This window comes from Chthoniobacter sp., from assembly GCF_040003245.1.
Classification (GTDB): Bacteria; Verrucomicrobiota; Verrucomicrobiia; order Chthoniobacterales; family Chthoniobacteraceae; genus Chthoniobacter.
In genome coordinates this window covers 40718-59649 of record NZ_JBDUCX010000003.1, presented here as the reverse complement: position 1 = coordinate 59649, position 18932 = coordinate 40718, and the positions used below count along the sequence as shown (strand labels likewise).

Genomic DNA, 18932 nt, shown 5'->3' with positions numbered 1-18932 from the left:
CGGCCGCTGTGCTGGAAAGATCCCATGTTGCGACGGCGTTTAATTCAGTTCGCAGCGTTTACCTTGATGGAACTGATGACCGTTATCGTCATCGTTGGCATCCTGGCGACGATGGTCTTCGGCGCCATGGCAGATCTCCAATACCGTGCGGATCGGGCGAACTGCGTGGCCAATCTCAAGACCCTTTATACGGGTGCGGCGATCTATATTCAACAACAGGGATCATGGCCGCAGGTAGACCCCCAGCATCTGGCCGGTGGCAGTACGCAGTACGCTCAGGAATGGATTGACGCTCTGCAGCCTTGTGGTGTCGCGCGAACCAATTGGGTCTGCCCTTCCGTCCAGCGATTGTTGCATAACCCGGACGTCACCCTCTCGAGTAATGTGCGCGTCGATTACATCGCCACTCCTTTCGACAGCAAACCGATGACGCCGTATCTATGGCCCAAGCAACCGTGGTTCGCCGAATCGGCGTCGGTTCACGGCGACGGCAATATGATGATTTGGGGCAACGGCCAGACCGTCTCGCTCAAGGAAGCGCTGTCCTACCAATAGGTCGGGGCTCGCTTTGGCTGCTTCTTGACGGGATTTTCAAGATCGCCCCTTCGTCGGCACTCGCGACCATGCTCGCGTAGCGCGCCAGATAGCCGCGGCCCAGATCTCTCGAGCGCGGCTTCCAGTGGACCCGCCGCTGTTGCCAGACGGTGTCATCCACGCGCAACGTCAACTCGCGCCGTGGAATATCGATCTCGATGATGTCGCCGGTTTCGATCAGTGCGATCGGCCCGCCGGCAGCGGCTTCCGGCGACACGTGACCGATGGCGCCCCCGTGGGTGGCGCCGGAGAAACGGCCATCGGTAATCAAGGCCACCGAGTCCGCGAGGCCGCGACCGGCCAACGCCGCGGTAGGCGCCAGCATTTCCTGCATGCCGGGACCGCCTTGCGGGCCTTCATAGCGGATCACCACCACATCCCCGGCTTTCACTTTGCCCACGAGGATGCCGATGCGCGCCTCTTCCTCCGATTCGAAAATCACCGCCGGCCCACGGAAGATCATCATCGACGGAGCGACGCCCGCGGCTTTCACCACCGCGCCTTTCGGGGCCAGATTGCCGAAGAGAATCGCCAGTCCGCCGCGCGGAGAATAGGCCGCCTCCAGGGAGCGGATCACGTCGGCATCGCGCACCTCTGCTGTCGCGATCGTTTCGCCCAGCGTGCAGCCGGTCACGGTGAGGGCCTCCAGGTGCAATAGTCCGGGCCGGGTGCTCAGCGTCTTGAGAATTGCGGAAATCCCGCCCGCCCGGCCGATGTCTTCCATGTGATGCAGACCCGAAGGCGCGACCTTGCAGATATGCGGCACGCGGTCGGAGATGGCATTGATCTCTTCCAGCCGGAGTTCCACGCCCGCTTCATGCGCGATCGCCAGGGTGTGCAGGATGGTGTTCGACGAGCCACCCATCGCCATGTCGAGCGTAAGGGCATTCTCGAAGGCGGCGCGCGTGAGGATTTCGGATGGCCGGATGTTCCGGCTGACAAGATCCACGATCGCGCCGCCGGCTGCCTGGAAGAGGACGTCCCGCTGCGGATCGGTGGCGAGGATCGAGCCATTGCCCGGCAGCGCCAGGCCCAGCGCCTCGCACAGGCAGTTCATCGAGTTGGCGGTGAACATGCCGGAACAGGAACCGCAGGTCGGGCAGGCGTGGCGTTCGATCTGGTCGAGCTCACTTTCGGTGATCGCATTCCGGGAGAGCTGCCCCACGGCTTCGAAGACGGAGGCGAGGTCCAGCGCCTGGCCGGTGGTGGGATTGCGACCGGCGGCCATCGGCCCACCGGAGACGAACACCGCGGGGATGTTCACGCGCGCGGCGCCCATCAGCATCCCGGGAACGATTTTATCGCAGTTGGGAATGCACACCACGCCGTCGAAACAATGGGCGCGGAGCATCGTCTCGATGGAGTCGGCGATGATCTCGCGGGAAGCGAGGGAGTAATTCATGCCCCCGTGGCCCATGGCGATCCCGTCGTCCACGCCGATGGTATTGAACTCGAAAGGCACCCCGCCCGCCGCCCGGACCGCGGCGCGCACCTTTCGCCCCACGACATCAAGATGGGCGTGGCCGGGGATGATCTGGACGAAGGAGTTCGCGATGGCGATGAACGGTTTGTCCCAGTCGCTCTCGGATTGAATCGCCCCGGTGGCCCGGAGGAGGCTGCGGTGCGGGGCGCGCAGGCTGCCGCGCTTGATGGTGTCGCTGATGTGCATGTCCCCTATTTAGCGTCCGTGACAGCATGACAAAAATACCACTTTCGCCACTTTATGATACTGTTTCGGTATGGACTACTCCTTGCGTGAACTGGAATGCTTCACCGCCGTGGCGGAGGAACTGTCGTTCACCCGGGCGGCGCAAAAACTGCACCTCGCGCAGCCGCCGCTCTCCCGGCACATCCGGGCGTTGGAAGATAAGCTGGGTGCCGCCTTGTTCGACCGGTCCGGACGGAAGGTCGCGCTCACCACGGCGGGAGCGGTCTTTTATGAGGAAACGCGCACCGTCCTGCCGCAGTTGGTGCGCGCGGGAGAGACCACCCGGCGGTTCGTTTCGGGAGAAACGGCCCGCCTGCGGCTCGGGTTTGTCAGCGCCGTGCTCAGCCCGGAACTCGTCGAGATTCTACGGGCGTTTCGCGAGCGGCATCCCGCCGTGCAACTGTTGATGCAGGACTCTCCCCCGGCGGAACAACTCGCGGCCCTCCGCCACGGAAGTCTCGACGGTGGATTCATCGGCCTGCCTCCCGATGGACCCACGCCCGGAATTCAGTTTGTTCCCTGGCGCCGGGAACCCCTGGCGGCGTTTGTGCCGTTCGGCCACGCATTGGCGGCGCGCCGGCAAATCGATTTGCGCGAGCTGGCCGGCGAGGCCTTGGTCGCCGTTTCCGGTGAAGCGGCCCCCGCCTTTTCCGCTTATCTGCGCAAAGTCTGTGGCCAGGCCGGCTTTCGGCCGCGCATCGTGCTGGAGTCTCCCCGCGCCCAAGCGGTCGCCATCATGGTCGCGGCCGGCACGGGCATCGCCCTGCTCCCGACATCGCTGGCCCGCGTGGTGGGCGATGCCGCTGCGATCATTCCGCTCAAGAAGGCGCCCAGCGTCGCGCATGTCTTTGCCCGCAACGCTGGTGCGCCGTCCCCGGCCATGCGAGACTTCGTCGCCCTGCTCACAGGGGGAGGTATGGACAAGGGCCGGAGATGAACGGCCCAGAGGATGCACCAAAAGTTTCTGAGCTTCTCCTCGCGTGTCAATCTGAGCGGAGTGTAACGGAGTCGAAGAACCCCGTCGCTCGATCATCGCTGGTTGTTCGACGGGATCCTTCGACTTCGCTCAGGATGACATCGTGGAGAGACCGTAGTGATATTTCACAATCGCTCTACTTGGCCCCCGCGGCCACGGGGGCGGCGGCGGGTTTCGGCTCGGCGGGCTTGGCGGCGGATTTCGGCACTACCTTCCAGAAGCGTCCGGCAAACTTTTGCCAGTCGGCGAGGATCTCCTTGGCGCGCGCGCTTTCGGTGGCTTCGAGATGCTTGTAGATGAGCTTCTGGACCAGCCCCTTGTCGTCGTCGGTCAGGCGCTCGATGCCGACCATGCCGGGATTGTAGAGGTCGGAGAAGCGCTCCTCCATATCGAGGATGAAGGCCAGGCCGCCAGTCATGCCGGCGCCAAAGTTTTTGCCCGTACGGCCGAGCACCACCACGGTGCCGCCGGTCATGTATTCGCAGCCGTGGTCACCCACGCCTTCGACCACGGCCGTCGCGCCGGAGTTGCGGACGCCGAAGCGTTCGCCCGCGCGGCCATTGGCCAGGAGCGTACCGGCAGTGGCGCCGTAGAGACAGGTGTTGCCCACGATGGAGTTGTCGCCGGCGGCAAATTTGTGGTCGGGCGCCGGCTTGACGATGATCTCGCCGCCGCTCATGCCCTTGCCGACGTAATCGTTGGCCTCGCCCTCGAGAATGAGGCGGATGCCCGGCGCCAGGAAGGTGCCGAAGCTCTGGCCGGCGCTGCCCTCGAGCTTGAGCTCGAGCGTGCCTTCGGGCAGGCCTTCCTTGCCGTACTGGTAGCCGATTTCGCCGGAGACTTTCGTGCCGACGCTGCGATTGAGGTTGCGCACCTTGTAGCTCAGCGAGATGGGCTGCTGCTCGGTGATCGCGTCCTTCGCGTCCTGCAGGATGATATCGTCGAGCGGGCGCTCGTGCATCCCATCGTTGCGGCTGCGGGTGCAATAGCGGGGCGCGTCCTCGTTGTCGGCGACATTGGCGAGGAGCCGCGAGAGATCGAGCGTGTTGGCCTTCGGGTGATTCGGCACATGGCGCTGCTTGAGCAGCTCGGGCCGGCCGATGATGTCGGTGAGCTTGCGCACGCCGAGATCGGCGAGCAACTGGCGCACTTCCTCGGCGACGGCGTTGAAGAAACTCACGACCATCTCCGGCGTGCCCTTGAACTTGGCACGCAGCTTCTCGTCCTGCGTCGCGACACCGACCGGGCAGGTATTCAGGTGGCACTGGCGCACGTAGACGCAGCCGGTGGCGATAAGCGCCGCGGTGCCGAAGTTGAACTCCTCCGCGCCGAGGATCGCCGCCGTAATGATATCGCTGCCCGTGCGCATGCCGCCATCGGTGCGCAGCACGATGCGGGAGCGCAGGTTGTTCGACACCAGCGTTTGCTGCGTCTCGGCGACGCCGAGTTCCCAAGGCGTGCCGGCGTGCTTGATCGAGGAGAGCGACGACGCGCCCGTGCCTCCGTCATGGCCGCTGACGAGCACGATGTCCGCATGCGCCTTGGCCACGCCCGCAGCGACCGTGCCGACACCGGCCTCGCTGACGAGCTTCACGCAGACCTTGGCGCGCGGGTTCACTTCCTTGAGGTCGTGAATGAGCTGCGCCAGATCTTCGATGCTGTAAATATCATGGTGCGGCGGCGGTGAGATGAGCATCACGCCGGGTACGGTGTGCCGGAGCTTGGCGATGATCGTGCTCACCTTGTGGCCGGGGAGCTGGCCGCCTTCGCCGGGCTTGGCGCCCTGTGCCATCTTGATTTCGATCTCCTTCGCGCTGGCCAGATAGGCCGCAGTCACGCCGAAGCGCCCGGAGGCGATCTGCTTGATCGCGGAATTCGCGAGGTCGCCATTCGGGCGGCGCTTGAAGCGCTCGGGATCTTCGCCACCTTCGCCGCTGTTCGACTTGCCGCCGATGCGGTTCATGGCGATGGCGAGAGTCTCGTGAGCCTCGGGGCTGAGCGCGCCGAGCGACATGCCGGCGGTGGTAAAGCGCACGCGGATATCCTCGATCGATTCGACTTCGTCGAGCGGGATCGGCTTGTTCTTCGGCACGAGCTCGAACATGTCCTTGAACGAGATCGGCTGCTGCGCTTTCACCGCCGCGACGTACTTCTTGTACTCATCGGGATTGCCGGTCTTCACGAAGGAATGGAAAGACTGGATGACGGGCGGGGTGACCGCGTGGTTCTCGCCATTGCGGCGGAAGCGATAGAAGCCGGGGTCGTCCAGCTTCACTGGGCCCGCTGGCTCCGTCGGTACGGGGGCAAAGCCTTTCTCGTGACGCGCCAGCGATTCGCGGGCGATCTCGACGTAGCCGATGCCGCTGACCTGCGAGGGCGTCCGCCAGAAGCACTCCTCGATCACTTTCGCCCCGAGGCCGATGGCCTCGAAGATCTGCGCACCGCAGTAGCTCGAAAGCACGCTGATGCCCATCTTGGACATGATCTTGAGCAGACCGCTCTCCAGCGCCGTGCGAAGATTCTGGAGCGCCTTGGCATACGTCAGCGCTTCCGCGTCCTTGAGTGCGGCTTGCGCCTTGGCCAGCTTGTCGGGGTCGGCGCCGGCCTTGGTGACTCCCTGCTGCGCCGCGACCTTCACCTGGTCGATAATCTCCCGGGCGGAGTCGAAAACGAGATAGGGATAAATGGCGCTCGCGCCGTAGCCGATCAGGCAGGCCATCTGGTGGACGTCGCGGGCTTCGCCCGATTCGCAAACGATCGACGCCTTCATCCGCTTGCCGGCGCGGATGAGGTGGTGGTGCACCGCGCCGGTGGCGAGGAGCATGGGCACTGGGACATGCGCGTGATCGACCGCACGGTCGCTCAGGATCAGGATCCGCGCGCCATCGAGCACCGCGGCTTCCGCCTCGGCGCAAATGCGTTTGATGGCCTTTTCCAGGCCCTCTGCGCCTTCGCTCAGCGGCCAGGTCGCGTTGATCGTCTTCGCCGGGTGATACTTGTCCGCCAGGTTGCGCAGCACGGCGATCTCGTTCTCGAGCAGGATCGGCGACTCGGCCTGGATGAGCCGGGCGTGCTCGGGTGTCTCGGCGAGCAAATTGCGCCGCCAGCCGTAGTTGACGTTGAGCGACATGACGAGCTTCTCGCGGATCGGGTCGATCGGCGGATTCGTGACCTGGGCGAAGAGCTGCTTGAAATAGGTGTAGAGCAGGCGCGGCTGGAGCGAGAGCACGGCCAGCGGCGTGTCGTCGCCCATCGAACCGATCGCCTCGGCGCCGTCGCGGACCATCGGCTTGAGGATGATGTCGAGTTCCTCCGCGGAATAACCAAAGGTGATCTGGCGCTGGGCGAGGGTGAGAATGTCGAGCGGCTCCGTCGGTTCCTTGACGGGGTCCTTCGCAAGGTCGTTGAGGCGAATGAGATTGTCCTTCAGCCACGCGCCGTACGGCTTGCGGGCGGCGAGCGCGGTCTTGATCTCGGCATCGCGCATCAGTTTGCCCGCGGCGGTGTCGATGGCGATCATCTCGCCGGGCGCGAGCCGGCCTTTTTCCACCACATGCGCGTCATCGAACTCGATGGTGCCCACCTCGGAGCCGATGCTGAAAATGCCGTCGTCGGTGAGCTTGTAGCGGGCGGGGCGCAGGCCGTTGCGGTCGAGGCAGGCGCCGATGGTGATGCCATCGGTGAAGCAGAGGGCGGCGGGGCCGTCCCACGGCTCGTTGAAGCAGCGGTGGTATTCGTAGAAGGCTTGGAGCGCCTCCGGGACGTGCTTCTCGCTGCGCCAGGCCGGCGGGACGAGCATGGTCATCGCATGCAGGATCGAGCGGCCCGACATGACGATGGCTTCGAGAGCGTTGTCGAGTTCGCCGGAGTCGCTGCCGCCGGGCTGGATGATCGGCTTGAGCAGGTCGATGTCGGCGCCCCAGAAATCGGCTTCGAGCTCCGCCTCGCGGGCCCGCATCCAGTTCACATTGCCGCGGCGGGTGTTGATCTCGCCATTGTGGGCGAGCATGCGGAAGGGGTGCCCGAGCGGCCAGGTGGGGAAGGTATTCGTCGAATAACGCTGGTGATAGATGGCCAGCGCCGTCTCGTAGCGCTCGTCCTGCAGATCCTTGTAGAATTTTTGCAGCGATGGCGAGACCAGCAGGCCCTTGTAGATGATCAGCCGGTGCGAGAAGGACGCGATGTAGAAGTGCTTGATGCCATCGGTTTCGGCGCGCTTCTCGATTTCGTTGCGCGCGAGGAAAAGGCGGCGCTCGTACTCGTCGTCCACCATGCCATGCGGACGGCCCACCAATACCTGCTCGATGCGCGGCAGGGTGGAGGCGGCCTTGTCGCCCAGCATGTGAATATTGGTGGGCACTTCACGCCAGCCAAAGAGAAAGAGCCCCCGCTTTTGAATGACGTCCTCGGTGATGGCCTTGGCCCGCGCCTGCGAGTAGGCATTGTCGTGCGGCAGGAAAACCATGCCAACGCCGAGGTCGGACTCCTGGAAAAGACGATGGCCGAGCTTCTGCACCTCGGCGGTGAAGATTTTGTAGGGAAGCTGCGTGGAGACGCCGGCGCCGTCACCGGTTTTGGCATCCGCGTCGACCGCGCCGCGGTGGGCGAGGTTGCAAAGCGACTGAAGCGCGTATTTCAGCACTTGATTCGATCGCTTGCCGCTGACTTGGGCGATGAAGCCCACGCCGCAGGAATCATGTTCAAAATCCGCCGAGTAGAGCGAAGGGCGGCCTGACGTTCTGTCCAGAGTGACTTGATTCAGCATATTAATATTCCCAAGGTGTTTCCCGGACGACGAAATTAGGAGCGAAGACGCGCAATTCAAGACAAAATCTGCGGCAATTGTGCAAAATCTTGTCGCCAACCGACCGCAAGCGTGTCTAACTTCCGCCCTTTTCCCCGACATCACCCTCTCAACGCATTGGTATGAAAGAACTTGACGAACAGGAGCGGCTTATCGTCCGTCACCTTATCCGCGACCCCCGCGAGTCGGATAATGGCATCGGCGAGGCGACCGGGGTAAACGTGCGCACTGTCGGCCGCAAGCGACAACGACTGGAACAGGCGGGCATTCTTTCCTACTTCACCCATCTGGATCTTTCGGCACGGGGGACCGGGCAGTTCGGTGCGCGGCACCTTTACATCATAAAGTTCAGGATTGGAGTCACTTACAAACAACTCCTCGAGGATATCCAGCGCGAGCCCTTCGTGCGGTCGATATTTACTGAAATTATTTTTGAGAGCCATATCGCGGAAATCGACGGCAAGCTCGCCATGCTGCTCTTTATCGATGGCGAGGATGAAACGAACATCGTCCAGACCGTGCAGGAACAGCTCATCCCCAGCCTGCTGCGCAACCACGGCGAGAATTCCATCGAGGCGGTGAATACGATCCGCGTGCTGGCCCCGGTACGGACGATGCGCAACTACATCCAGCCGGTGAACATGCACGCCGGGTACATCAAGAAGGACTGGCCCGACGAGGCGATCTACGTCGGGCATTCGCACACCTGAGCGATTCTCGCACGATGCGGCGCCGGCTCATCGGAAGCGGGGTCTGGCTGGTGATGGCGGCGGCGCTCTTCGCCGCGCCCGATGCGGATCCGTATCCGACGCCGACTTCGAAGAAGGGCCTGCAAGTGCAGATGGTGGATGACGCCATCGCGCTCGGCATCCGGCACGCGGGGCTGAACTGCCACCTCGCCAGCTTCGTCGATCTCGCCGCCCGCCCGGACAGCATCCGGTTCACGTTTGAGGGCAACGACTACTTCTTCCTCGCACCACCGGTCGCGCATTTGGATGCGGAAGTCCAGCCGCTGTCCGCGCATGGCATCGTCATCAGCCTCATCCTCCTCAATTACGAAAACAAAGACGAGGCGCTGAACAGCATCTTCCTGCACCCGCGCTACGACCGCGCGGCGAAGACGAACCACATGAGCGCCTTCAATGTCGCCACGCCCGACGGCGTGCGCCATCTGCGCGCCACGGTCGCCTTCCTCGCGCAACGCTACAGCGAAGCGGGCGCGCCGCATGGCCGGGTGTGGAATTATATCGTCGGCAACGAGGTCAACTCGCACTGGTGGTGGAACAACATGGGTCGCGCCACGACCGAGGACGTGGCGTCCGAATACGAGCGCGCCGTCCGGAACGTGCACGCCGCCGTGCGCACCGCCTCGGACAATGCGCGCATCTTCCTCTCATTCGAGCATCATTGGTCGATCCGCTATCCCGCCGGGGCGCCGGATCAATCCTGCCCCGGCCGCGAACTGCTCGAAGCTTTCGCCCGTTTTGCGCGCGAGCGGGGCGACTTCGACTGGCACCTCGCCTATCATCCTTATCCCGAGAATCTCGGCGAACCACGCTTCTGGCTCGATAAATCGGCGACCCAGTCCGCCGACACGCCGCGCATCACCTTCAAAAATATCGAGATCCTCCCGCGCTACCTTGCCCGTCCCGAGTTGCTCTGGCAGGGCCATCCACGCCACGTCATCCTCTCCGAGCAAGGCTTCCACTGCCCCGACCGCGCCGATGGCGAGCGCGACCAGGCTGCCGCGTATTGCGCCGCGTGGTGGAAGATCGCGCATCTTGATGGCATCGACGCCTTCATCCTCCACCGCCACGTCGACCACGCCTATGAAGGCCTGAACCTCGGCCTCTGGACGCATCAGCCGGACACCATCGCCACGCCTAACCGGCATCGGCAATTGTACGAGGTTTTCCGCGTCGCTGACACGCCGGAGTGGGAAAAGGCCTTTGCCTTCGCTTTGCCGGTCATCGGGATCGAACGCTGGGAGCAACTGCTGCCGGCGGCCGGACCTCGTTAACCGAGAATTCCCGCCTCGACCCACCGGTGTTCGCCGGCGAGGACACGCTGCGCAATGCGATACCCGGCGCGATCCGTGTGATGGTGCAAAGCGTGAAATAGCTTCTCGATCCGGAGTCGCGAGGCCCGCGCGAAGAAGTCGGCGAGCTCGAGTGCTTCCGGTGCCTTTAGCGCTTCGGCCCGGCCGCACGTTGCCGCGATAGCAAAGAGCTCGGTGCCGATATCGACAAACCGGCCGAGCAGCATCTGCTCCCGTTCCAGCTTCGGTCCGTGCAAGGCCATCGCGTGGAAGAGTTCGCGGGCGAGCCGATGCGAAGCGCGCGCCGCCCAGCGCACATGACCGGACAGGCGGGCGTTTACGTGTGAGAAGAGCAGCCCCGCATTCGCCAGCGGCCCGAGCCATTGCCGCGGATACCAGCCCGCGTAATTCAACACCGCGCGTCCGGCGGCCCCGGCGCGGGTCTTCCACGGCAGACGGGTATCCAGCATCGGGGCACCGATTTTCAAATGCGGATCGAGCGCCTCGCGGGCGATGAAGAGCCGCATGATCTCGCTGGAGCCTTCAAAGATTGTATTGATCCGCGAATCGCGCAGCAGCCGCTCGACCGGCACAGGTGGCTCACCGCGCGCGGCCAGCGATTGCGCCGTTTCATAGCCGCGACCGCCACGGATTTGCATCGCTTCGTTCACGTGTTCCCAGCACCGCTCGGTGGCCCAGAGCTTGCACATCGCGGCTTCGAGTCGCACGTCGGCATGCTTGTCGCGGTCGACGAGACTCGCGGCATAGAGCGTCATCGATTCCATGGCAAAGGTCTCTGCCGCCAGCCGCGCGATTTTCTCCGCGATGGCCGCGTGCCGGCCGATCGGTGAGCCCCATTGCACCCGCTCGGCGGCCCAGGTGCGCGCGATTTCGAGGCAACGCTTCGACAAGCCGACGCACGCCGCCGGCAAGGTGAGGCGGCCCGTATTCAAGGTGGTGAGCGCCACGCGCAAGCCCTTGCCCTCGGCGAGCAGGATATTTTCGCGCGGCACTTTCACCTCGGTGAAGCGAACGACGCCGTTGTAGAGCGCGCGCAACCCCATGAAATGGCAGCGCCGCACGACCTCGACGCCCGGCGTGTCCATATCGACCACGAACGCCGTGATCTGGTTGCGCCCGTTCTGGTCCGGAGTGCGCGCCATGACCACGATCACGCCGGCCTTCACGCCGTTGGTGCACCACAACTTCTCGCCATTGATGATGAAATGCGCGCCGTCGGGCGTCGGCTCCGCGCGCGTCTCCATCTTCGCCGGATCACTGCCCACTTTCGGCTCCGTGAGCGCAAAGGCCGAGACCTCGCCGGCCGCGACGCGCGGCAGCCAGTGACGCTTCTGCTCTTCGTTGCCGAAAAGGATCAGCGGTTGCGGCACACCGATGGATTGATGTGCAGAAAGCAGCGCGGTGAGATTGCCGCAATAGCTGCCGAGCAATATCGCCGCGCGGCAATAGTTCGTCTGCGAAAGCCCAAGCCCACCGTATTCCACGGGGATCTTGATGCCGAATGCGCCAAGCTTCGCGAGACCCGCGAAGACACGATCGGGGATTTCGCCCGTACGATCGATCTCGTCGGGATCGGCTTCGGCTTTCAGGAAATCGCCCAGGCGTTGGAGAAACGCATCGCCCTGATCGTGGTCCTCCGAGCGCTGTCCGGGGAAGGGATGGAGCGTGTCGAAATCAAAGCGGCCCATGAACAAGCCGCTGACGAATCCGTCGCGCGTTTCCGCACGGGCCGCCTCCGTGAGCTCCAGCGCCGCTCGCTGCTCGGGAGACATTTTCGAAGTATCGATGATCGATGTCGGTTCGCTGGCGGAGGCGGGTTCAGTTTTCATAAAGGGGAGCGATTAGTCGTCGTCGTAAAAGCGCTGGCCGGATTTCGCCATTTCCTTGATCAGCGTACAGGGCGCGTAGTGCGGGCCGGCGCTGGTGGCCAGGCGCGTCAAATCATCGGCCACCTTGGCGACGGCCACGCTGTCCGCATGGCGCAACGGTCCACCCCGGAACGGCGCGAAACCCGTGCCCATGACCATCGCGAGGTCGATTTCACCCGCCGAAGCGACGATACCTTCCTCCAGGCAGCGCGCGGCCTCATTCACCATGAGCAACACCAGACGGTTTTCGATTTCGTCGCGGTTTGGCGGATTCGGCATGCGCGGCGGCCGTAGCTTCACGACCTGTTTGTTGAGCGAAGCGTCAGAGCCCTTGCGATATTTGTAGAAGCCTTTGCCTGCCTTGCGGCCGAGCATGCCGGCGCCGAGCAATGCGGGCAACACGTCGGGCACGTGCATGCGCGACGGGAAGGCCGCCGCCAACGTCGCCGCCACATCGAGCGAGATATCGACGCCTACTTCATCCGTCAGGCGCAGCGGTCCCATCGGCATGCCAAAATTGAGCATCGCCGAATCCACATCCGCCACACTTGCGCCCTGCCAGAACAGCGCCGCCGCCTCGATCATGTAAGGCAGCAGGATGCGGTTCACGAGAAAGCCCGGGCTGTCCTTGACCAGCACCGGCAGTTTGCCGATGCGTTGCGCGAATTGCACCGCGCGTTGGGCCACTTCCGGCGACGTGTCGCGGCCCTGGACCACTTCCACGAGCTGCATCTTATGGACAGGATTGAAAAAGTGCAGGCCGACCACGCGGCTGGGATGCCGCGTGACGGCGGCCAGTTCGCTGATCGACAGCGCCGAGGTATTCGTCGCCAGGATGGTGTCTTCCGGTACGAGCTCGTCCAGTCGCTGGAAGAGCTTCTTTTTAATATCCATCTTTTCCACCGCGGCTTCGATGACGATATCGGCACCCTTCAACGGCACTTCTGTCGGAGCGGGTGAAATGCGATCCATCCCCACTCGCACGTCGCGTTCCGTGAAGGTGCGCGAGCGCAGGCCGGCGGCATAAAGTCCCGCAATTTTGCCCATGCCCGCGGCGACGCGCTCCGCATCGATGTCGCGGAGGATGACCGACACTCCCCGAGCACTGAGCCACTGCGCGATGCCGGCACCCATGATGCCCGCACCGATCACCGCCGCGCGGGCCACCGGCTTCGCATCGCGCGCCGCCTTCGTCACGGAAAATTTGCGCGCTTTTTCCTGGAGGAAAAAGAGATTCAGCAACTGGCGGGTGGTATCGCTGGCGATCAACTCCGTCACCGCTTCGCGCTCCCGCTCGAGCGAGTCCTTCTCATCCCACGAGGACGACCCTTTCAAGATCACTTCCAGCGCCTTGTCGATCGCCGGGAAGTTGCCGTGCGTTTTCTTGTAGACATCATGACGCGCCCCCGGAGCAATGACGGCGTCCACCACCGCATTCACGGTGGCGGAGTGGGTGAAGCCATGATCCCGTTTCCCGCGTTCCAGCCAGCGCCGCGCCGCGATCAGCAAGTGTTCGCGCGGCATGACTTCATCCACCAATCCCGCGCGCAAGGCCTGCTTCGCCGGCAGCACTTTCGCGCCGAGGATGATGTCGAGTGCCTTGGGCACGCTGAGCAGACGCGGCAGGCGCGTGCAGCCGCCCCACGCGGGAATGATCCCGAGCTTCGTCTCGGGCAGGCCGATCTTGGTCGCGCTGTCCGTTGAAGCCACGCGCCAATCGCACGCGAGGCACACCTCGTAGCCGCCGCCGAGCGCCGCGCCGTGCACCGCGGCCACCGTCGGAAAAGAAAGCGCCGCCAGCTTGTTGAAAACGTCCTGCCCGCGCTGGATGAAATTCTTCACCTCCTCGGTGTTCATCTTGCGAATGGCATGTAGGTCCGCCCCGGCCATGAAGATGCCCGGCTTGGTGCTCGCGATGATCAGCCCGCGCGTGACGGCTTCCGGCTTCCCCAGTTCATCCAGGTGCGATTCGAGTTCGGCCAGCGTTTCGAGATCGAAAATATTTGCGGGCGAATCGGGCCGATCGAACTTCAGCACGATGATTCCGTCTTCCAGGGTTTGGCGTTGGATATTGGGCATGGCTTAAATCCTTTCCAACCAGATGGCGCCGCCCTGGCCGCCGCCGACGCAGAGCGTGACGAGCGCGCGTTTGGCCTGGCGTCGGGCGAGTTCCTTTAAGCTGCTCAGGACGAGCCGTGCACCTGTGGCGCCGACGGGATGCCCGAGTGCGATGGCGCCGCCGTTGACGTTCAGCTTGTCGGGTGGAATCCCCGGCTTCAATCGCGCGAGCACCGCCAGCACTTGGGCGGCAAAGGCTTCGTTGATTTCCACGAGGTCGGCGTCGGCGAGGTTCAGGGTGCTGAATTTGGCGAGGCGCTCGATGGCGGCGACAGGACCCAGTCCCATGCGCGCGGGGTCGCAGCCCGCGTAGGCATAGGCGGTGAGCACACCCAATGGCTGAAATCCCAGATCCTTCGCGCGCGACTCGGTCATCAAGAGCAGGGCGACCGCGCCATCGGTAATCTGCGACGAATTGCCCGCCGTCACCGTCCCATACTTTTCGAACACCGGGCGCAGATTCCCGAGCACGGCCATCGATTGATCAGAACGCGGCCCGTTGTCGCGCAGGAGCGCTTTTCCGCCGACGAAAACCGGGCACATTTCTTCGGCCAGTCGCGCTTCCGCGGCCAGCGCACGCTGGTGGGATTGCAAGGCAAAGGCGTCCTGTTGCTCGCGCGTGATGCCATCCTCGCGCGCCAGCAACTCGGCCGTTTCACCCATGTTCAAGCCGCACACCGGATCAGTGAGGCCGAGCTTTAAGCCGGCGCGCGGTTCGAAATCCGCCACGCGAAACGCGGTGAGTGCGCTGAGCTTTTGCGCCGTGGATTTCGACTTGGCGAGATCGGTAAATTTCCGCGCCGTGGCTTCCTGGAAGAGCAGTGGCACGTGCGACATGCTCTCCGTTCCCCCGACGACGTAGATCGAACCGCGTCCCGCCGCCATGCGCTCATAGGCCGTGGTGAAAGCTTCAAAACCCGACGCGCAGTTGCGATGGACCGTTACTGCGGGAACCGATTCCGGAATGCCCGCGCGCAAGGCAATCACGCGCGCGATATTGGCCGCTTCCATCGGTTGCGCCACGCAGCCGAAGATCACTTCGTCGATCAGTGCCGGATCCAGCCCAGTGCGCGTGAGCAGCGCATTCACCGCGATGCGCCCGAGATCGTCCGCGGAAAAAGCGGAAAGCTCGGTGCCGCTTTTGCAGAAAGGCGTTCGCACGCCGTCCACAATGACCATGCGCTCATTCATAGGATTTGGCTGTTCTACGTCTGTGAAAGGCCTCTCGCGCGGGCCGTAGGGTGGGTGAACTCATGAGTTGGATGGGCTGCTCAGTGCGCTTCGCGGGCTGGCCACGCCTGGCATGCTCCCGTCCCCTTTGGGTCGATGATCGATGATCCGCACTTCCTTGAGTTGTGTGCCCGTGCCTTGCATCGTCTTCATCTCCTCTTCGGTGTGAAATTCGATGCGGTTGGGGTGCACTTCCACCTCGCTGAAAAAGCGCGCATTGAGCATCTCCCGCAGCCGCGCTTCGCCACAGTCATCCGCCTTCGTGACGTGAAGCACGAGTTCATCGAGATCGAGGGGGTCGTCATGTTGCTTGCGCAATTCGAGCTGCCAGGTGCCAACGTGTTCCGCATTGTCGAGCACATGCTCCAGGCGGTTGAAGTCTACCAGCGTCCCCTTGAGTTTGCCAATTTGCAGTTCGCGAATCTCCGAGGTGCGCGAAATCTCGCCGACCAGCCGCGGGACCATGGCGCCGCAAAATGGGCACGTTTCGTGGAAGAGCCCGCCGTCGATACAGTCGCCGGTGCGATAGCGCAGCACCACCGAGCCGCGCGCGGCCAGCGGCGTGAAGACGATCTCGCCCGGCTCGCCTTCGCCGCGCGGCTCTCCCGTCTTCGGATCGACGATCTCGATCAGCGCCAGGTCGGGATGCACGTGATAGCCCGCCGAGCCGGCATCTTCGTCGAAGGGGCATTCCGTCCACGCCAGCTTCGCCTCGGTGAATCCGTAAGTGCGCAGGACATCGATCTTCGGCGCGCCCATTTGCGCGGCCAACGCGCGCAGTTTCCGGCGTGTTCCGGCGGGAGCCTTCTCGCCGCCGAGCACGATCTTGCGCAGGTTGGGCAACTCGATGCCCTCGCTCACCGCGCCTTGCATCAGATGGTAGAGAAACGTCGGCATGCCGATGAGGACATCCGGCTTGATCTTCCGGATGAGCCGCAAGTTGCCGTCGGTGCCGAGTACTTTGCCGCCGCCGGTGCCGAGGACAAACGTGCCAAATTCCGCGCCGCCGTAATGAGCGAACCAAAACGCCAGGTGCGGCGCAAAGGGGAACATGTTGAGCATGCGCATTTCGCGCGTCGCGCCGCACAGCCCGTAGACCCGGGCGCCGGCGACCTGGAGATTTTCGATGTCGCGGTCCGTATAGATGAAGGGCACCGGCTCGCTGCTGCGCCCCGTGGTGCTCGTCAACAACAGGGGACGAAACTCCCGCTCGAAGCCCTCGGCGACCGCCGCTTTTCCCCGCAATAGCGCGCGCAAGATCGTGGCCGGCCGCCGGGAGAGGACGGCACGATCCGGGACGAGGACAAAGTCCCGCACCGGATCGCTGCCGTCACTGCCGGGGAGGAAATCGGTCTTCGAGGTGAAGGGGATGCGCCGCAGATCATCCGCCGAGCGCAGCATTTCGGGAGATAGATGTTCCTTTTGAAACATTCGCCCGTAGTGCGCCGAGAAGGGCAGCACGGTATCGCGCAGGTAAGTGCGCAACCGGGCCAGTTGCCAGCTACGCAGCGATTGGGGGTGGGACGGCCAGTGGGATGGCGTTTTCATAAGGGGTGGGTTTCGCGAGCCGCAGCAATTCCGTGAGCTGCGCCTCGGCCGCGGCCCGGCCGAGCGCGATGTATTTCTGCGGACGCGTGAAGTCGTGCCATACGGCGTCGTTGGCCAGCGGACGCAAGACTACGTCGGCCTCGCGCGCGGAAGCCTCGGCCACCCGCGTCTGCGCGCCATTGATCGCGCACATCATCGTATCGAGAATGTTGCCGTGGGCGCCGTAATCGAAATGCTGGTGGAGAAAACGCCCGAAGGCCGAGGGAGCGCGCTCGCGGCCGTTTTGTTCGCGGCCGCAATCGAGCCAGTAGCGCAGCCGCTCGGGTGTAGGGATGACGTTCACGCCGATGATGCGCTCGATGCCCATTTCCATGAGCACATCCACGGGCAGCGGATCGGCGATGCCACCGTCGATATAGATGTCGCCGTCGAGGGTGACCGGCACACAGACGCCTGGGATGGCGATACTGGCTTCCACGGCGCTGGCCACGTCGCCCGCGGAAAAGACCACGCGCTCCAGCGTATCGAGCCGCGTGGCCAGCACCCGCAGCGGACGAATGAGATCGGAAAAATGCGCGTCGCCGATCGATCGCCGCAAGCGCGCCACCGTGCGTCGCGTCCGAATGAAACCACGCCGGGGCGGAATCACCGGATCCACGAGCCGCAGCAGACCCCAGCGGCCTTCCACTTCACGGGCGATCTTTTCCAGCTTCGCCCCGTCCAGCCCATAAGCCCAGATGCCGCCCACATACGCTCCCATGCTCGCCCCGGCGATGCAGTCGACCTCGATCCCGTTTTCCTCGAGCACCTGCAGGACGCCGATGTGGGCGAGACCCTTGGCGCCGCCGGAGGACAGCGCCAGGCCCACCCGGCAACGCGCGATCTCCCGCGCCAGCCGGTTGACGTGCAGGTCGAACCGGTGGTCCGCCGCCGACGGCTCCGTGCGCCGTGGAAAACCGCGCATGATCGAATGGGCCGGGTGACCCAATTGCTGGAGCAGACTGTGAAATTCCGGGGCGGCGATGGCCTCCTCGGCGCACAGGATCGCTTTGACGTGTCCGCAAGAGCCTTGCGTGCGATCGCACACCTCGTGCAGCAGCAGTTTAAAGTCGTAAAAATTCTGCGTGCTCGGCTGGAGCAGGACGTAGGCAAGATCGGATTCAATGATGGTCTGGATCATCGCCCTGGAGGGCAACTCCGGGTGCAGATGGAGCAGCACATAATCGTAATGCCGGGCGCAATGGCTGATCAGCGTCGCGATGCCCGCCAGGTCGCGCGGTTCGGTATCCAGGCGAATGTGGAGCTCATCGGCATTGTCCTCCCGGCTATGCACGTGCCGCGCGAAGAAAAACTCGGCGCCGAGAGCCGCATCCGGCGATGGGAAGACCGGCATCGGCACTCCCTCGGTGCGCGTGAGCCGGACGAGGAGCGTGCGCTGCTGGGTGATGTGCCGGAGCGCGCTCCCCAACCGCGCGATCACCACTTCCGCGTCGATGCGCGGCGACAACGGCAGAATGGAGACCACCCGCTTCACCGCGTCTTCCGGGACCGGCGAGCCCTTGCGCAGGGCTCTCGGCCATTCGATAACGCCCCGGGAGAAACGCCCCGCCACACTCGGGTCTTGGGCGAAAAGTCCTTCCAGTTCGACCGCCGGAATGCGCAGCAAGACCGCATGCGTCGCTACAATCACCGTCCGTCGATGCGCGTGGTGATTGAGCAGCGCGCGGTCGCCGAGTAAATCGCCAGGTCCGGCCACCGTCTCCACGAAGTCCATGCCGTCATCATCCTTCTGAACTTCGCAACGCCCGCTCAGGATCAGGAAAATCGCCTCACAGGGGGAACCTTCCCGGTAGATCACCGTGCCCTTCGGATATTCCGCGATGGCGGAATCGGCGATCAGCCGATCCAGCGTTCCCGGGGGCAAGAGGGCCAGCAAAGGGTGGGGGACCAGAGTATCGACGGCCAAACCTCGGTTTCCCGTATCTGCTGGAGGCTCCAGAACTACCTCTGCCCTTCTGGTCGCCAGC

General features: G+C 63.8%; 11 protein-coding genes. 4 read left to right on the top strand and 7 right to left on the bottom strand.

Annotation, left to right across the window (positions count from 1 at the left end; all coding sequences use genetic code 11):
• The first annotated feature begins 24 nt into the window (after window positions 1–24).
• Window positions 25–555 carry a prepilin-type N-terminal cleavage/methylation domain-containing protein gene (locus tag ABJF10_RS00890; RefSeq protein WP_348542620.1) on the top strand — a complete coding sequence of 177 codons (531 nt, stop codon included), beginning with the start codon at window positions 25–27 and terminating at the stop codon, window positions 553–555.
• Here ABJF10_RS00890 and ilvD read toward each other — a convergent pair.
• Complete coding sequence (gene ilvD, locus ABJF10_RS00885; protein WP_348542619.1) at window positions 530–2263, bottom strand: dihydroxy-acid dehydratase; 1734 nt, start codon at window positions 2261–2263, stop codon at window positions 530–532. The genes ABJF10_RS00890 and ilvD overlap by 26 nt on opposite strands.
• A 70-nt stretch (window positions 2264–2333) precedes the next feature.
• Between ilvD and ABJF10_RS00880 the strand changes: the two genes are divergently transcribed.
• On the top strand, window positions 2334–3239 hold the full coding sequence (locus ABJF10_RS00880) for a LysR substrate-binding domain-containing protein (RefSeq protein WP_348542618.1): 906 nt from the start codon (window positions 2334–2336) through the stop codon (window positions 3237–3239).
• 175 nt (window positions 3240–3414) lie between these two features.
• Here the strand turns inward: ABJF10_RS00880 and gltB are convergent, their stop codons facing one another.
• On the bottom strand, window positions 3415–8043 hold the full coding sequence (gene gltB / locus ABJF10_RS00875) for a glutamate synthase large subunit (protein WP_348542617.1): 4629 nt from the start codon (window positions 8041–8043) through the stop codon (window positions 3415–3417).
• A 161-nt stretch (window positions 8044–8204) separates the two neighbouring features.
• Here gltB and ABJF10_RS00870 point away from each other — a divergent pair, with 161 nt between their 5' ends.
• Both ABJF10_RS00870 and ABJF10_RS00865 read left to right on the top strand, forming a co-directional pair.
• Window positions 8205–8792: a winged helix-turn-helix transcriptional regulator gene (locus ABJF10_RS00870; protein ID WP_348542616.1), complete on the top strand. Its 588-nt coding sequence runs from the start codon at window positions 8205–8207 to the stop codon at window positions 8790–8792.
• 14 nt (window positions 8793–8806) lie between these two features.
• Entirely contained in the window at window positions 8807–10102 is a 1296-nt protein-coding gene (locus ABJF10_RS00865; protein ID WP_348542615.1) for a DUF5722 domain-containing protein, read from the top strand.
• On the opposite strand, the gene ABJF10_RS00860 is transcribed toward ABJF10_RS00865, so the two are convergent.
• The 5 genes from ABJF10_RS00860 to ABJF10_RS00840 are packed head-to-tail and all read right to left on the bottom strand — an operon-like array spanning window position 10099 to window position 18841.
• The gene (locus tag ABJF10_RS00860) at window positions 10099–11970 is read right to left on the bottom strand and encodes an acyl-CoA dehydrogenase family protein (RefSeq protein ID WP_348542614.1); all 1872 of its coding nucleotides are present in this window, start codon (window positions 11968–11970) and stop codon (window positions 10099–10101) included. The genes ABJF10_RS00865 and ABJF10_RS00860 overlap by 4 nt on opposite strands.
• Before the next feature lie 12 nt (window positions 11971–11982).
• Window positions 11983–14088: a 3-hydroxyacyl-CoA dehydrogenase NAD-binding domain-containing protein gene (locus ABJF10_RS00855; RefSeq protein WP_348542613.1), complete on the bottom strand. Its 2106-nt coding sequence runs from the start codon at window positions 14086–14088 to the stop codon at window positions 11983–11985.
• A 3-nt stretch (window positions 14089–14091) separates the two neighbouring features.
• Window positions 14092–15318 (bottom strand): thiolase family protein, encoded by a 1227-nt coding sequence (locus ABJF10_RS00850; protein ID WP_348542612.1) that lies wholly within the window; start codon window positions 15316–15318, stop codon window positions 14092–14094.
• Window positions 15319–15378: 60 nt separating this feature from the next.
• Window positions 15379–16905, bottom strand: coding sequence for an AMP-binding protein (locus tag ABJF10_RS00845; RefSeq protein WP_348542611.1), 1527 nt, complete (start codon window positions 16903–16905; stop codon window positions 15379–15381).
• Window positions 16859–18841 (bottom strand): patatin-like phospholipase family protein, encoded by a 1983-nt coding sequence (locus tag ABJF10_RS00840; RefSeq protein ID WP_348542610.1) that lies wholly within the window; start codon window positions 18839–18841, stop codon window positions 16859–16861. Before ABJF10_RS00840 ends, ABJF10_RS00845 begins: the two co-directional genes overlap by 47 nt.
• Window positions 18842–18932: the final 91 nt, after the last annotated feature.

Coding starts and splice junctions, on each gene's coding strand:
- ABJF10_RS00865 (WP_348542615.1), top strand. CDS start 8,807: ATGCGGCGCCGGCTCATCGGAAGCGGGGTCTGGCTGGTGATGGCGGCG.
- gltB (WP_348542617.1), bottom strand. CDS start 8,043: ATGCTGAATCAAGTCACTCTGGACAGAACGTCAGGCCGCCCTTCGCTC.
- ABJF10_RS00860 (WP_348542614.1), bottom strand. CDS start 11,970: ATGAAAACTGAACCCGCCTCCGCCAGCGAACCGACATCGATCATCGAT.
- ABJF10_RS00850 (WP_348542612.1), bottom strand. CDS start 15,318: ATGAATGAGCGCATGGTCATTGTGGACGGCGTGCGAACGCCTTTCTGC.
- ABJF10_RS00890 (WP_348542620.1), top strand. CDS start 25: ATGTTGCGACGGCGTTTAATTCAGTTCGCAGCGTTTACCTTGATGGAA.
- ABJF10_RS00880 (WP_348542618.1), top strand. CDS start 2,334: ATGGACTACTCCTTGCGTGAACTGGAATGCTTCACCGCCGTGGCGGAG.
- ABJF10_RS00845 (WP_348542611.1), bottom strand. CDS start 16,905: ATGAAAACGCCATCCCACTGGCCGTCCCACCCCCAATCGCTGCGTAGC.
- ABJF10_RS00870 (WP_348542616.1), top strand. CDS start 8,205: ATGAAAGAACTTGACGAACAGGAGCGGCTTATCGTCCGTCACCTTATC.
- ilvD (WP_348542619.1), bottom strand. CDS start 2,263: ATGCACATCAGCGACACCATCAAGCGCGGCAGCCTGCGCGCCCCGCAC.
- ABJF10_RS00855 (WP_348542613.1), bottom strand. CDS start 14,088: ATGCCCAATATCCAACGCCAAACCCTGGAAGACGGAATCATCGTGCTG.